Annotated in this window: 16 protein-coding genes; 6 read left to right on the top strand and 10 right to left on the bottom strand. The window is 67.1% G+C overall.

Going from position 1 to position 13,177, the window contains the following annotated elements; genetic code table 11:
- The first annotated feature begins 144 nt into the window (after window positions 1-144).
- Window positions 145-984: a hypothetical protein gene (locus tag ACTXPP_RS10825; RefSeq protein WP_443342104.1), complete on the top strand. Its 840-nt coding sequence runs from the start codon at window positions 145-147 to the stop codon at window positions 982-984.
- A gap of 26 nt (window positions 985-1,010) precedes the next feature.
- Here ACTXPP_RS10825 and ACTXPP_RS10820 read toward each other — a convergent pair whose 3' ends face one another.
- The 3 genes from ACTXPP_RS10820 to ACTXPP_RS10810 form a co-directional block, all read right to left on the bottom strand.
- Window positions 1,011-1,433 (bottom strand): TipAS antibiotic-recognition domain-containing protein, encoded by a 423-nt coding sequence (locus ACTXPP_RS10820; RefSeq protein WP_301497887.1) that lies wholly within the window; start codon window positions 1,431-1,433, stop codon window positions 1,011-1,013.
- 97 nt (window positions 1,434-1,530) lie between these two features.
- Window positions 1,531-2,526: an SRPBCC family protein gene (locus ACTXPP_RS10815; RefSeq protein WP_301520589.1), complete on the bottom strand. Its 996-nt coding sequence runs from the start codon at window positions 2,524-2,526 to the stop codon at window positions 1,531-1,533.
- A 12-nt stretch (window positions 2,527-2,538) separates the two neighbouring features.
- Window positions 2,539-2,877 (bottom strand): ArsR/SmtB family transcription factor, encoded by a 339-nt coding sequence (locus tag ACTXPP_RS10810; RefSeq protein WP_301520590.1) that lies wholly within the window; start codon window positions 2,875-2,877, stop codon window positions 2,539-2,541.
- Window positions 2,878-3,026: 149 nt separating this feature from the next.
- Between ACTXPP_RS10810 and ACTXPP_RS10805 the strand changes: the two genes are divergently transcribed.
- On the top strand, window positions 3,027-3,968 hold the full coding sequence (locus ACTXPP_RS10805; RefSeq protein WP_301520593.1) for an exodeoxyribonuclease III: 942 nt from the start codon (window positions 3,027-3,029) through the stop codon (window positions 3,966-3,968).
- 237 nt (window positions 3,969-4,205) lie between these two features.
- On the top strand, window positions 4,206-4,538 hold the full coding sequence (locus ACTXPP_RS10800) for an NINE protein (protein WP_301498339.1): 333 nt from the start codon (window positions 4,206-4,208) through the stop codon (window positions 4,536-4,538).
- A 12-nt stretch (window positions 4,539-4,550) separates the two neighbouring features.
- Here the strand turns inward: ACTXPP_RS10800 and ACTXPP_RS10795 are convergent, their stop codons facing one another.
- On the bottom strand, window positions 4,551-5,633 hold the full coding sequence (locus ACTXPP_RS10795; RefSeq protein ID WP_301498337.1) for an LLM class flavin-dependent oxidoreductase: 1,083 nt from the start codon (window positions 5,631-5,633) through the stop codon (window positions 4,551-4,553).
- A gap of 147 nt (window positions 5,634-5,780) precedes the next feature.
- Here ACTXPP_RS10795 and ACTXPP_RS10790 point away from each other — a divergent pair, with 147 nt between their 5' ends.
- A complete protein-coding gene (locus ACTXPP_RS10790) occupies window positions 5,781-6,038 on the top strand; it encodes a type II toxin-antitoxin system Phd/YefM family antitoxin (RefSeq protein WP_301498335.1) in 258 nt (85 codons plus the stop codon).
- Window positions 6,035-6,451, top strand: a complete 417-nt coding sequence (locus ACTXPP_RS10785) for a type II toxin-antitoxin system VapC family toxin (RefSeq protein WP_301498333.1) — start codon at window positions 6,035-6,037, stop codon at window positions 6,449-6,451. Before ACTXPP_RS10790 ends, ACTXPP_RS10785 begins: the two co-directional genes overlap by 4 nt.
- A 10-nt stretch (window positions 6,452-6,461) precedes the next feature.
- Here ACTXPP_RS10785 and ACTXPP_RS10780 read toward each other — a convergent pair whose 3' ends face one another.
- The 6 genes from ACTXPP_RS10780 to ACTXPP_RS10755 form a co-directional block, all read right to left on the bottom strand.
- Window positions 6,462-7,199 (bottom strand): YdcF family protein, encoded by a 738-nt coding sequence (locus ACTXPP_RS10780; RefSeq protein ID WP_443342100.1) that lies wholly within the window; start codon window positions 7,197-7,199, stop codon window positions 6,462-6,464.
- Between the two features lie 30 nt (window positions 7,200-7,229).
- On the bottom strand, window positions 7,230-7,580 hold the full coding sequence (locus ACTXPP_RS10775) for a hypothetical protein (protein ID WP_443342098.1): 351 nt from the start codon (window positions 7,578-7,580) through the stop codon (window positions 7,230-7,232).
- A gap of 5 nt (window positions 7,581-7,585) precedes the next feature.
- Window positions 7,586-8,743, bottom strand: a complete 1,158-nt coding sequence (locus tag ACTXPP_RS10770) for an NAD(P)-binding domain-containing protein (RefSeq protein WP_443342105.1) — start codon at window positions 8,741-8,743, stop codon at window positions 7,586-7,588.
- Between the two features lie 26 nt (window positions 8,744-8,769).
- Complete coding sequence (locus ACTXPP_RS10765) at window positions 8,770-10,209, bottom strand: alpha/beta hydrolase (protein ID WP_441583559.1); 1,440 nt, start codon at window positions 10,207-10,209, stop codon at window positions 8,770-8,772.
- Window positions 10,206-10,514 (bottom strand): hypothetical protein, encoded by a 309-nt coding sequence (locus ACTXPP_RS10760; protein ID WP_441583558.1) that lies wholly within the window; start codon window positions 10,512-10,514, stop codon window positions 10,206-10,208. The genes ACTXPP_RS10765 and ACTXPP_RS10760 overlap by 4 nt, the downstream gene beginning before the upstream one ends.
- Before the next feature lie 181 nt (window positions 10,515-10,695).
- Entirely contained in the window at window positions 10,696-12,282 is a 1,587-nt protein-coding gene (locus tag ACTXPP_RS10755) for a SulP family inorganic anion transporter (protein ID WP_441583557.1), read from the bottom strand.
- Here ACTXPP_RS10755 and ACTXPP_RS10750 point away from each other — a divergent pair.
- Window positions 12,275-13,165 carry a carbon-nitrogen hydrolase family protein gene (locus tag ACTXPP_RS10750; RefSeq protein ID WP_301520907.1) on the top strand — a complete coding sequence of 297 codons (891 nt, stop codon included), beginning with the start codon at window positions 12,275-12,277 and terminating at the stop codon, window positions 13,163-13,165. The genes ACTXPP_RS10755 and ACTXPP_RS10750 overlap by 8 nt on opposite strands.
- The last annotated feature ends 12 nt before the right edge of the window (window positions 13,166-13,177 follow it).

The following is a 13,177-nucleotide window of genomic DNA, read 5'->3' as shown; positions in this document are numbered from 1 at the left end:
GGGTGCATACCTCCGCAGACTACCTGCGACGATGCTGCGACGATTTGACAACGAAGGGGAGGAGCAGTCGGTATAAACGTGGGAAGAGGGCGCCCCACGCCAACGGCGCGGGGCTTTTGTCATGTCCGGGTACAGTTCTGGTCTGTGAAGAAGCCCAGAACCAGCGTCTTGTACGTCACGGACCTCGCCTACCCGGCCCGCGGACGTCGCTACTGTGACGAGGACATCGTCCTGACTTCCCGCCTGCGGGAATACTTCGACATCGCGCTGTGCCACCTGCTGGACGCGGTTGCGTTGATGGACGACGTCGACGTCGTCGTGGTGCGCAACAGTGGGCCGGTGATCCACTACGCCGAACAGTTCGAGGAGTTCGTCGCCCATGCGCATGAAACCGGGGCGCAGGTGTTCACCGAGCTTCGGGGCAAGGCTGACCAGGTCGGCAAGCAGTACCTGCCGGACCTGTTCACGGCTGGCTTTCCGGTCACCCCGACGGTGGACGCCCCGGGCCAGTTCCACCGGCTGCCGCAGGTCGCGCAGTATGCGGTCAAGCCGAAGCTCGGCGCGGACTCGGTGGGCCTGCGGTTCCTTACCCGCGAGGAAGTGCTCGCGTTGGACGCCGCGGACTGGGCGGGCATGCTGGTCCAGCCGCGCATCGACTTCGTCCACGAGGTGTCGTTCTACTTCGTCGACCACGACTTCCAGTACGCGCTGTACGCACCGGCCCCGGAGAAGCGGTGGGTTTTGCAGCCCTATGAGGTGACGGACGCTGACCTGGAGTTCGCCCGCAGGTTCATCGACTGGAACGACATCGAGCACGGCATCCAGCGGGTGGACGCCTGCCGTACCCGCGAGGGCGAGTTGCTGCTCGTCGAGCTCGAGGACCTCAACCCGTACCTCTCCCTTGACCGGATAGACGAAGAGACGGCCATGGCGTTCGTGAACACCATGGCCATCTCGATCGGTCAGCTCGCGGACTCCCGCTGAGTTGTACCGGTGTTGCACCGGCTCTATTAACCGAGCTGCGTGTCGGCGTAGTGCGTCAGTGCGTCGCGGACGAAGGACGCTACCTCGTTGCCACCGTAGTTGGCGGCGAACCGCTCGTCGGCGACATACAGCTCACCGAGTCCTCGGAGGTAGCTGGCTAGCGTGCCGTCCTTCTCGCTCCCGGCATGGTACGCGGGAGTGCCGGGGGTGGAGCCCAGCCACTCGACGTGGCGCTGCGCCACCTCCTGGGCACTCTCGGACGTCGGGTCGTCACCGCGATCGGCCGCGGCGATCCAGTCGCTGTTGAGCTGCTCGATGGTCGCGCGGAATGCGTCCTGCCCGTCCGTGCCGAGCGAGCGCCACCACTGGTCACCGGCGGCGTAGGCGTCGGCGCCCCAGCGCTGCTCCACCTCGTCCTTGTACTGCGTGTGGTCGAAAGTGTGGGACATCGTCTTCTCCTTTCGGTGTCTCTCTGAGTCCCATCGCACCGCTTGTCCGGTGCGATGAGTTCACGCTAAGGACTGACGCGACGTCAGGGGCAAGCGGTCAGAGAACCACGCTCTCGAGCCGGACGTAACCGTCCTCCATGCCGCTGACCATGCCGGTGGCGATGACCTGTTCGCGGACCTCGGCATCGGGGTAGGTGATCAGGTAGCTGACCAGTGTGCCGCCCTCGACCGGGGTGAGGGTGAGCTCGTTGAGTGTCTCCGGGTTTCCGGCGCCCTCGGCGTTGTCGGGGGAGATCATGGTCTCGGTGGTGACCAGACGGTTCGGGGCGGAGATCTCCGTGACCTCACCGGTGAAGCCGAAGCGTTCCCCGGTCTCGTCGTTCTGCCATTCCGAACGGTAGGTGTCGCCGACGTTGGTACCGGTGATGCACACCGGCATGGACCAGCCGTCGGGTCCGAGCTGCCACTGCTGCAGTATCTCGGCCTCGGTGTGGGCGGCCCAGACCTGGTCCACGCTGCCGCGGACGACGCGGGCCACCCGGGCCTGGTTCTCGCCGACGAGCTGGAGCTCGGCAGCGCGTCCGGCGGCGAAGGACGCCAGGTCGGCCAGAACGTCGTCGATCTGGCTCATGGCGGCCTTGGTGCCCTCGACCATGCCCATCTCGGTGAGCTTCTCGAGCTCCTCCAGGGAGTTGAAGGTGGTCACGGTGGTGACCCGGGCGCCGAGGGCGGTCTCGGTGAACTGGAAGTCCATCTGCATGGTCGGCATGTCGGAGTTGGGGACGCCGTCGTCGTCGGCGAAACCGTCCTTCACGACGAAGCTGTACGGGGCCTCCACGCTGACCCACTCCCAGTAGCCGTTGCTGCGGTCGCCCTCGGGACCGGTCATGTAGTAGGTGCTGAGGCCGCCGGGGTAGGCGTCGTGCCGGGTGAAGGTGGCGGGGTAGGTGGGCGGTCCCCAGAACTTCTCGATCTGACGGGGGTCGGTGTAGGCGTCCCACAGGCGACGGAGGCTGGCGGTGGAGTCGGCGACGATGGTCAGCGTCGGGGACTGCGGGTCGTTGGTGTCGGTGGTGACTGAGGTGACAGGCATGGTGGTGGCCTTTCAGGTGGTGGTGTCGTCCTCGGCGAGGAAGGCGTCGAGTCGGTCGACGCGGGCCCGCCAGAGGTGTTCGTAGTGGCTCAGTAGTTCCTGCGCGCGCCGGACGGTTGCCGGGTTGCCGCGGATGATCCGTTCCCGACCTTGGGGGATGCGCTCGACCAGGTCGGCGGCCTCCAAGACACGGACGTGCTTCTGGACGGCGGCGAAGGACATGTCGTAGTCATCGGCGAGGGTCGTCAGTGATGCCTCCTCGGTGAGGGTGCGGCGCACGATGTCCCGCCGGGTTCGGTCGGCCAGGGCCTTGAAGATCCGGTCGGTGTCGTCATCGTCGAGCGTCTTCATCGGTTGCTCCGGGTGGTGCGGTAGGGACATTGTGAAACCGTTTGGTTTCACGTTACGCCGGGGTGTGGTGACCGTCAAGGGCATCACGCTGGTGGCAGCGACTCCGGGCGTCCTGACCTCCACGAGGTAGTCTCACAGGCATGCTGCGAATCGCCACCGCCACCGCCAATGTCAACGGGATCCGAGCCGCGCAGCGACGCGGGTTCGGCACCTGGTTGGCGGGCCGTGGCTGCGATGTCGTCGCACTGCAGGAAATCCGTGCGCAGGCGGACAAGCTTCCCGAGGCGGCCTTCGGCGACTACCACGTCGCGCTGGAGACCGGTGATATCCCAGGACGCAACGGCGTCGCCGTGCTCACCCGCACCGCGCCGGAGGCGGTGCGCACCTGGAGCGGGACGGCCCTGCTCGGGCGCCCGCATGCCACGTCGGCGGACCTGGACGAGGTGACCGCGGCCGACCATGTCCCGCTGGCACGGAAGTTGCGTCCCTTCGCTGCTCAGGGACGCTATATCGAGGTCGACCTGGCTGATGTGCCGGTGACCGTCGCCAACCTCTACCTGCCCAAAGGCGGGCTACCCGCCGAGCTGCAGCGTCCTGGCAGCATGCGCGAGGCCCCCGACGGCGGTGCGCGCTACCAGCGCAAGATGGACTTCCTCGTCGGGTTCGGACGCTACCTCACGGCCACGCGCCGGGCAGCCGCGGCGTCCGGCCGGGAGTTTCTGCTGATGGGGGACATGAATATCGCGCACACCCGTCACGACCTCACGAACTGGCGCAGCAATCAGAAACACGACGGCTTCCTGCCCGAGGAGCGCGACTGGTTCGACCGGCAACTCTCGCCACGCACCCTCGTCGACGTCGTGCGGAGTCTGAATCCGGACACCGACGGGCCGTACTCCTGGTGGTCGTGGGCGGGGGAGTCCTTCGCCAAGGACGTCGGCTGGCGGATCGACTACCACCTCGCTTCGCCCGGGCTGGCGAGCACCGCGGTGCGTGCTGAAGTCGACCGTGAGGTCAACGGTGTGCGGTTGTCCGACCACGCGCCGGTGGTTGTGGACTACGACCTTCCGATACCGCCTTGCACAGGGTAGGTGATGTGCTACAACTGTTGACAACATCCAAGGAGGGGGAGGGTTGTGAACAGTTCCTATTCGCATGATCGACCGGGGTTCGACACACAAGGGGGTGCGCTACCGCCGCTGTACGGAGCGCAGCAGGAGAACGCCGGCCAGTACAGCCAGCAGGGCTGGTATGGCCGGCACGGTACAGTGCCCTCCGGCGTGCCGGGATACCCTACGGTGCCGCCCGGATATCACCCGCAGTCGAGAGTGGCTGCGGCGTGCCTGGCCTTCTTCCTCGGTGGCTTCGGGGCGCACAACTTCTACATCGGCCTGCGTGGGCGGGCCATCGTCCAGCTCTGTGTCACTCTCGGCAGTGTGGCAATCATCTTTCTGGGGGCAGTGGTGATGTTGATCGGTCTCGGCGATCCGAACGTCTCCTATGACGATGACGAGGTCATGACCGGACTGGGCGCGCTGCTGTTCATCGGTGGCTGCCTGCTGGTGCTGGCGGTGACGATCTGGGCATTCGTCGAGCTCTTCATGATCCTGGCCAGCAACGGCAGGTACGGGCAGGACCGCTACGGTGTCCCCATGCGCTGATCATTCTGTTGCTCAGATCGCGTACCCCGTCACCGGGCCCGCCGTGTTCGGCTCCCAGCCCAGGGCCGGGGCGACGTGCTCGGCGAAGTTCTGCAGGATCCGCAGGTTCGCGTCCACGCCCAGCTGGCTGGGGATGGTCAGCATCAGGGTGTCGGCCTCCATGACCGCAGCATCCTCCTTGAGTTGCTCGATGAGTGCGTCCGGCTCGTCGGCGTAGGTGCGCCCGAAGGTGGCCTGCCCGTCGTCGATGTACCCGACTCCGCCGTTGTCACCGCGTCCGAAACGCATCCGGTCCTCCTGCGACAGCACCGGGAAGATGGAGCGGGACACCGACACCCGAGGAGTCCAGGCGTGCCCGGCCTCCTTCCAGGCGGCACGGTAGGCACGGATCTGGCCGGCCTGCAGTTCGCTGAACTCTTCACCGTTGGCCTCGGTGAGCAGGGTGGAACTCATCAGGTTCACGCCCTTCTGTGCTGCCCACACCGCGGTGTCGCGGGACCCGGCGCCCCACCAGATGTGCTTGCGCAGTGACAGGGACGTCGGCATCACCGGCACCGGGACATTCGGTTGGTACATGCGTGGATACTGCTCCTCGGAGGGCAGGGAGGTGGCCATGCCCTCGCCGTCGACGGCGGCCATGAGCCGGTCGAACTTCTCCCGCGCCATGGCCGCACCCTTGGGGTCGGACGGTTCGGTGGCGTAGCCGAAGGCCTCGTAGCCGCGGTCGACCGGCTCGGGTGATCCCCGGGAGACGCCGAGGGCGACCCGACCGTCGGACAGCAGGTCAAGCTGGGCGGCCTCCTCGGCCAGGTGCAGCGGGTTCTCGTAGCGCAGGTCGATGACCCCGGTGCCGACCTCGATGTGCTTGGTGCGGGCGGCCGCCGCGGCGAGCACGGGCATGGGGGCGGCGTGCTGCGGGGCGAAGTGGTGGACGCGGTAGTAGGCGCCGTTGACACCGAGCTCGTCGGCGCCGACGGCGATCTCCACGGCGTTCTTGATGTTCTCCTTCGCGCCGGGCATGGTGCGGCCCGGGGTGGATCGTGAGGACGCGGCGAGGTCGTAGTGGCCGAAACTGAGGAAGCCGAAGGCCTTCATGTGATGCTCCTGGTGGGGATCGTTCGCAAGTGATTGATATGTCAACTATATGCCTACGGTTGGACGTTTGCAAGCGCCCGGAGCTTCCCTCGAGCAGTTCTTCGCGGTAGTGTGTAGGTACATGCCTACATGAGGAGGTGGCGGAAGATGGTTGCATCGAGGATGGTGACGTCCAGGGAGTTCAACCAGGACGTCAGTGCGGCAAAGCGGGCCGCGGACGAGGGGCCGGTGATCATCACTGACCGAGGGGATCCGGCATATGTGCTCTTGACCATCGAGGAGTATCGGGAGCTGACTGGAGACGGCATGGACCTGGTTGACAGACTGAGCATGGGGGAATCAGGTGACGACATCGACTTCGTTCCGGCGCCACTGACACTCGGGCTGAAAGTTCCTGAGCTGTGAGGTACCTCCTGGACACGAACGTCATCAGTGAACTGCGAAAGTCCAGCGCACGCGTCAATCCGGGCGTCCGGAAATGGGTTGCTTCCCAGCGCCCGACCGATCTTTTCATCAGCGTGATCACGGTGATGGAGCTGGAGATCGGCATCCGGAGAGTGGAGCGCCGTGACACGGGGCAGGGGAACCGGCTGCAGCGGTGGCTCGAGGACGACGTCCTCGACGTCTTTGCGTCCAGGATCCTGGAGATCGACACGGAAACTGCACGACGCGCGGCAGCGTTGCATGTTCCTGACCCAGCGCCCGAGCGAGATGCGCTCATTGCGGCCACGGCACTCGCCAATGGGCTGGTCGTGGTCACACGGAACGTCGCGGACTTCAGTTCCACCCGCGTCGAACTGGTAGACCCGTGGACATGAGCGCTGGTCATCAACGTGGGGACGCATAGCTGACAGCTGCGACCCCCGTTGCATCCACGACCTCCCCCTGCATGTTCACGATGATGAAGAGCGCACCGATGAACAGCAGCCACAGGCTCGCCAGGATCACCCAGACCCGGACGTTCTTCCACCGGCGCATGACCACCACAGCGACGAACTCGCAGAGGAACCCCGCCGGCACGAAGTAGGACGCCGTCTTCGCACCCACCACCCGCGCGTCCAGATCCAACTGCTCAGTGAGTGCCGCGGCGCGCAGGACGTGGTAGTTGCTGGTCACCACGACGAGAAGTGCGTCCTGCCCGACCAGGTTCCTCGTGAACTCCAGGTTCTCCCCGGTGGTCGTCGAGCGGTCCTCCAGTACCATCTGCTCCCGGGGCACACCGGCGCGTTCGGCATAACGGGCCATGGCCTCGGCCTCGGAGATCTCCTCGTCGGCGCCCTGCCCTCCGGAGAGGACGAGCGTCACCTCCTCCCCGGCGTCCCGCAGTCGCCGCAGGACGGCGATGCCGTGGTCGACGCGGGCGGCGAGCAGGGGTGTGGGTTCGGTGCCGTTGAGCCCGGCGCCGAGGACGATCACGGCGTCCGCATGACGGGGGCGGGTGATCCGGCAGTAGAGGATGGCGTAGACCGTGAATGCGATGAGCTGCACGAGGATCATGGCGACGGTCAGCGCGGCCAGGGGTGCGACGATGAAGAGCAGGATCTGGGCGGTCAGTATGTGCTCCACCGGGCCGCTGCTCAGCAGGCGGAGCCCCAGTCACAGACTGGCGATGGTCCCCAGCAGCCCGACCCCGAAGACTGTGGTTACCAGGGTCGCGGCGCTGAACCCTTCGCGTCGGATCACCACGGCACCGTTGATCAGCAGGTAGACGCCGGCCGCGATGATGCTCAGCACACCGATGAGTAGGGCGCTGCCGATGACCAGTGAGGGAGAACGATCCTCCGGGTAGCCCTGCAGTTCACTGGCCAGCGCGGTGAGCCACACGAGGAACAGTGTGGCGATGATCAGCAGGCCGTTGCGGGAGTTGCGGGGTTCCCGGATGATCCGCCAGATCGTCCAACCCGCCACCAGGACGGTGAGGACGCCGAGGATCCAGGTCGCAGTCATGCGCGTCAGTCTAACCGCTGGGCCGCCGCACGCCCCGCCATCCGCCCCGCACGGTTCGCACCCACCGTCGAGGCGGTGGATCCGTAGCCGACGAGCAGGACGCGGGGGTCCTTGGCTACGGTCACCTCATCGGTCATGGTGATCCCGCCGCCGGGTTCCCGCAGGTGCAGCGGGGCGAGGTGGGTGAGCGCAGGCCGGAAGCCGGTGTTCCAGAAGATCACGTCGACGTCCTCGGCGTGACCGGCGGGATAGGGGGACCAGCTGGCCGGTTGTGCCAGGGCAGCATCCGAGGAGGACGAGGAGGACGAGGAGGACGAGGCTCCCCATTCCACGCCGTGGGCGGTGATTCGGGTGATCATCCCGCGGGAGACGAGCACACCGTCCGAGATGCCCTGCAGGTACTCCGGCCACGGTGGGATGCCGGTGTTGCGCACCACCGAGTCCGGACGCCGTCCCTGTGTCGTCGCCTCACGGACACGGTCCTCGACCTTGTAGCCCCAGCGTGGGTCGAACTGGTCAGGGGTGAAGTTCGGCGGCCGCCTGGTGGCCCAGATCGTCCCGGCTGCCCCGCCCGGTTCGTTGAGTTCCAGCAGGAACTGCACCGCGCTCAGCCCGCCCCCGACAACGAGCACCCGCTGCCCGGCGAAGTCCTCCTTGCGCACGTAGTCGACGGTGTGGAGCTGGCGGCCGGTGAAGTCGGCGATACCGGGGACGTACGGGATGTGCGGGTGGGTCCAGGTGCCCGTCGCGTTCAGCAGCAGGGAGGTGAGGATCGTGGTGCACTTCTCGCCGACCAGGACGGTGGCGCGCAACGCGCTGTCGTCTTCATCGCCGTCCGACTCGACCCTGATCACCGATGCGGGTCGCACCACGTCCAACCCGAACTTTTCCTCGTAGGCGTTGTAGTAGTCGGTCACCAGTGTCGAGGCCGGCACCGACGGGTCAGGACGCTCCATGGGCATCCCCGGAAGGTCCGCGATCCCGTGCGCCCGGTCCAAGGTCAACGAGTCCCACCGGTGCCGCCACGCCCCGCCGGGCCCCTCGTTGCCGTCGAGGACCAGGAAGTCCTCGCCCGGGGTGAACCCGCGCCGCACCAGTTCGTGGGCGGCCGCCAACCCGGCCTGACCGGCACCGACGACAAGGGCCCGGATGGTGCGGTTCATGCAGTCCGTGCGCGGCTCATTCACCATCAGCGGACCTTCTCCAGGAACAGCTCATCTGACCAGTATCCACTGTGGGCGGAGGTTTCGCCACGAGCCCAGAGCCCCAGGTCGGTCACCCCGTCCACCACCTTGCCGACGGCGCCACCGCGATCCTCGGGTGCCGCACCATTGAGTGTGTCCGCACCGAATTCGCGCGACATCGGTGAGGCACCGTGGATGGCACCGACACCATCGGGGACGTTGATCAGGTCCCCCGGGGAAAGCCAGGCATGCACCCCGGACTGCCCGACCTGGCCGTCACGGGAACGCAACTGCAGGTCGTCGGCGCGGTCATGTCCCACCCCGGGGCTTCCCACCAGGTGCACCACGTCCGCTTCCAATGGTGCGGACTGATCCGACGCCGCCTGCCCCAGCACCGTGGACCCGTAACTGTGCGCCACGATCTGCAGCTCGGCCGTCCCACCTGTCGTCGCCCGCAGATTCCCCTGCAACTCGCGCAACCCCTGTGCCCCGAACTGTGCATGGTGCGGCAGCGCGCCGCGCACCGCATCGGTCGGTGCCTGGTAGCCGTGCCAGGCGATGACCGCGTGCCCGGGGCCGGCGATGCGTCCGGCAGTGGACGAGGTACCCGTGATCTTCCCCGGTTCTGACGACCCCACCCCGCTGACCAGTGTCGTCACCCGGTCTGCGGTGGCCAGCTCCCCGGCGACGACGACCGCTGTGCCGTTGAGGTTCTGGACGGTGACCTCCACCTGTCCCGGGTCGATGCCCCGCAGGGCCAGCGAGGTCCGCGCCTCGACCACCGCGTCCTGCAGCTGCCCACGTTGGGCCTCGGTGAGTGTGTACTGCAGGGTGTCGGGGATGGCCACCTCGGCAGCGAGAGCGTCCGGATCGGCGACCAGTGCGGCGGCCGCCCCGGCCGAGATCGTCACCGGGGTGGGGGACGGGGCAGCGTCCACCGCACAGCACCCGTCGATGGCGGCACCGGCGGCGGCATCCGTCGTGCGGGCCAAGGCGATCGCCGCCTGCAGTGCGACAGTGGCACCGGCGGCCAGGCTGCTCACCGGGGAGCCCGGCACCGCCGCAGCCACCCCGGAGACCACGCCCATCACCCCGCCGCCTCCGCCGGGGACCACGGTGCCGTCGGCGGTGACCGCCATCCCGGCGGCACTGGCCAACGCGAGGGTGGGACGCACTGCCACCTGGACCGACGCCACCAGGCCGGCCTGTGTCTCCAGGAGGAACGATGTTCCGGTCGCCGCCACCGCCGTGGCGTGCATCCGGTGGGCGGAACTGTCGATCCGGTGGCGCATGGAGTTCGCCGCCTGCCCGCTCCACGACGGCAGGTCACCGAGGGTGCGCAGGTCGTCGATACTGGTCTGCAGTGTGGCCTTGCCCGTCGCCCAGGATCGGGCGGCGCGACGGGCCTGTTCGACCGGCGCCTCGGCGATGTCGTGGATGATCATCGCGGCCCGCCCCCGGCGAAGGCCAGTGTGGCACCAGCCTCGGCGTCCATGACCGCGTCGACGAAGCTGTGCAGGTCCCGGCCGACCACGTCGACGACGGTCGCCTCCCCGGCCACCGCATCGCCGACGCGTCCGGCCCCCGTTCCCGCGGCAGCCACGGCGCGTCCACCGGGCAGGCTCACCGCCGGGGGAAGGCCGTCGCGGATATCGGACGCTGCGCTGGTCAACGCCCGTGATTCACCGGCCATCGCCGTGGCGACGGCGCGGACCTCCTGTGGTTCGATGCCGAATACGTGCTCTGCCATGACCCCTCCATGCTGTGCCTGCTGTGTGGGGACAGGACGTTACGGTAGCTGACCTGCTGCTGGGAAGGGACGGCCCACATCGGACGTTGCAGTGTGGATAACTTCCGTCGAATTCCGCGAATGTTATCCACATTCGCCGGTGGCTGTGGACATCGGACAGCTGCGGCAACTAGTCTCCGCGTTACCCCAGCCGCCCCTCGAGCCGGTCGATGTAGCCGGAACTCACCGCGTCCAACCCGGTGAACTCCACCGACTTCCCACGTCGCGCGTACTGTTCGCGCACGCCCTGCAGTGCGGCGACCGTGGAGGAGTCCCAGACGGTCGTGTCCGAGAAATCGACCGTCACCGACTCCGGATCGTTGACGTAGTCGAACTGGTACACCAGGTCATTCGACGAGGCGAAGAACAGCTGTCCCTCCACCCGGTAGTGCCCCTCACCGGTGCGCTCGACATGGGTCAGGTGTGCCACGCGCCGGGCGAAGGCGATCATCGCGGTGACCACACCGAGGATCACGCCGACCGCCAGGTTGTCGGTGAGCACGGTGGCGACCACGGTGACCAGCAGGACGCAAGTCTCCGACACCGGCATCACCCGCAGTGTGCGCACCGAATTCCAGTCGAAGGTCGTGAACGCCACCACCAGCATCACCGCCACCAGCGCGGCCATCGGGATCTGGCCGACGAAGTCCGACAGGGACACCGACAGCACGATGAGGAAAGCCCCGGCCAGGAAGGAACTGATCCGGGTCCGTGCCCCGGCCTGCTTGACGTTGATCATCGTCTGGCCGATCATCGCGCATCCGCCCATGCCACCGAAGAAACCGGTGACCACGTTCGCGACACCCTGCCCCAGCGACTCTCGGGTCTTGTCGGAGTGGGTGTCGGTGATGTCGTCGACGAGTTTCGCCGTCAGCAGCGACTCCATCAGACCCACCATGGCCAGCGCGAAGGCGTACGGTGCGATGATCCCCAGGGTCTCCAGGGTGACGGGGACGTCGGGAATCCCGACACCGGGGAAGGAGTCCGGCAGCTCCCCCTGGTCGCCGACGGTCGGGACGTCCCAGCTGAACACCATGACCGCCAGGGTGATCAGCAGGATCGACGCCAACGGGGCGGGGAAGCGACTGGTCAGCTTCGGGAAGAAGATGATGATCAGCAGCCCTGCGAGGGTCAGTGGGTAGACCAGCCACGGCACATTGAAAAGGTGCTGCAGCTGGGCGGAGAAGATGAGGATCGCCAGGGCATCGACGAATCCGACCATCACCGATCGTGGGATGAACCGCATCAGTTTCGCCACGCCCAGGGCGCCGAAGACGACCTGCATCAGGCCACCGAGGATCACCGTGGCGATGAGGAACTCCACGCCGTGGTCGCGGGCGACGGGGAAGATCACCAGGGCGATCGAGCCGGCCGCGCCGGAGACCATGCCGGGGCGTCCGCCGAGGACGGCGGTCACACACGCCATGGTGAAGGCGGCGTACAGGCCCATCATCGGGTCGAGGCCGGCGACGATGGCGAAGCTCAGGGACTCCGGGATCAGGGCGAAGGCGGTGACCAGGCCGCCGAGGACCTCCACGGTGAGCAGCTTCGGGCTCTTCAAGGCGGTGAGGACACTCGCGGGCTTCGATTGGGTTGTCGGGGTGGGTTGGTCCGGACGGTCGGACTGTTCAGGCAGATCATGCACAGCGTGATCGTATCCCGTGCCGGTACGGACCGGAGAGTGCCGCAGCGTCCCACCGCTTTTCCGTACCCTGGATTGCATGCGCATTGCCGTGATCCAGATGAACTCCGAGCCGGACGTCGACAAGAACCTGGCGAAGATCAAGTCCTATATCGCCGGTTCCGCCGAAAGCGGTGCTGACCTGGTCGTCTTTCCCGAGGCGGCCATGTTTCCCTTCGATGCGGGACGTCTGGACATCGTCGCCCAGCCGCTCGACGGTCCCTTCGCCGCCGCCGTGGAGCAGGCCGCCCGGGACGCCGACATTACCGCCGTCGTCGGCATGTTCACCCCTGCCGACACCGTGTTCCGAACACCCTCCGGGGAGTTGCAGACCGAGCCGGTGGAGGGCAGCGGGGAGGCCAACAAGTTCAGGCGTGTCTACAACACCCTGCTGGTCACCGGCCCGAACGGTACGGAGCACTACCACAAGATCCACACCTTCGACGCCTTCGGTTACCGGGAGTCCGACACGGTCAAACCCGGCACCCGGCGGGTCACCTACGACGTCGGCGGGGTCACCATCGGCCTGGCGACCTGCTACGACATTCGTTTCCCGGGGCACTTCTACGCCCTGGCGGAAGCGGGCGCCACGGTGATGGTCGTGCCGACGGCCTGGACCGACGGCCCCGGCAAGCTCGACCAGTGGCGCACCCTCACCGCCGCCCGTGCCCTGGACACCACCAGCTTCGTCGTTGCCGCGGGCCAGGCGCGCCCAGGGTCACCGGAGCGCTACGGCCAGAACGACGGGCCGACCGGCATCGGCCATTCGGCGATCATCAGTCCCGGTGGTGCCCGGCTCGCCGAGACCGGTTATGTGGCGCAGACCCTCGTCGTCGACATCGACCCGAACCATGTCGAGAAGGTGCGCAAGGGGCTGCCGGTGCTGAAAGGCCACCGCAGGGACCTGAAGCTGGGCAAGCGCGGAGAGTAGAACGTCCTACAC

It is taken from the genome of Candidatus Corynebacterium faecigallinarum (assembly GCF_052264515.1).
In the GTDB taxonomy this organism is placed as follows: domain Bacteria; phylum Actinomycetota; class Actinomycetes; order Mycobacteriales; family Mycobacteriaceae; genus Corynebacterium; species Corynebacterium faecigallinarum.
This window is presented reverse-complemented; position numbering and strand designations above follow the sequence as displayed.

Excerpts from the sequence above, each read along its gene's own strand:
- ACTXPP_RS10820 (WP_301497887.1), bottom strand. The coding sequence starts at position 1,433 with ATGTCCCACACTTTCGACCACACGCAGTACAAGGACGAGGTGGAGCAG.
- ACTXPP_RS10815 (WP_301520589.1), bottom strand. The coding sequence starts at position 2,526 with ATGCCTGTCACCTCAGTCACCACCGACACCAACGACCCGCAGTCCCCG.
- ACTXPP_RS10810 (WP_301520590.1), bottom strand. The coding sequence starts at position 2,877 with ATGAAGACGCTCGACGATGACGACACCGACCGGATCTTCAAGGCCCTG.
- ACTXPP_RS10795 (WP_301498337.1), bottom strand. The coding sequence starts at position 5,633 with ATGAAGGCCTTCGGCTTCCTCAGTTTCGGCCACTACGACCTCGCCGCG.
- ACTXPP_RS10790 (WP_301498335.1), top strand. The coding sequence starts at position 5,781 with ATGGTTGCATCGAGGATGGTGACGTCCAGGGAGTTCAACCAGGACGTC.
- ACTXPP_RS10775 (WP_443342098.1), bottom strand. The coding sequence starts at position 7,580 with ATGACTGCGACCTGGATCCTCGGCGTCCTCACCGTCCTGGTGGCGGGT.
- ACTXPP_RS10770 (WP_443342105.1), bottom strand. The coding sequence starts at position 8,743 with ATGAACCGCACCATCCGGGCCCTTGTCGTCGGTGCCGGTCAGGCCGGG.
- ACTXPP_RS10765 (WP_441583559.1), bottom strand. The coding sequence starts at position 10,209 with ATGATCATCCACGACATCGCCGAGGCGCCGGTCGAACAGGCCCGTCGC.
- ACTXPP_RS10760 (WP_441583558.1), bottom strand. The coding sequence starts at position 10,514 with ATGGCAGAGCACGTATTCGGCATCGAACCACAGGAGGTCCGCGCCGTC.
- ACTXPP_RS10750 (WP_301520907.1), top strand. The coding sequence starts at position 12,275 with ATGCGCATTGCCGTGATCCAGATGAACTCCGAGCCGGACGTCGACAAG.
- ACTXPP_RS10755 (WP_441583557.1), bottom strand. The coding sequence starts at position 12,282 with ATGCGCATGCAATCCAGGGTACGGAAAAGCGGTGGGACGCTGCGGCAC.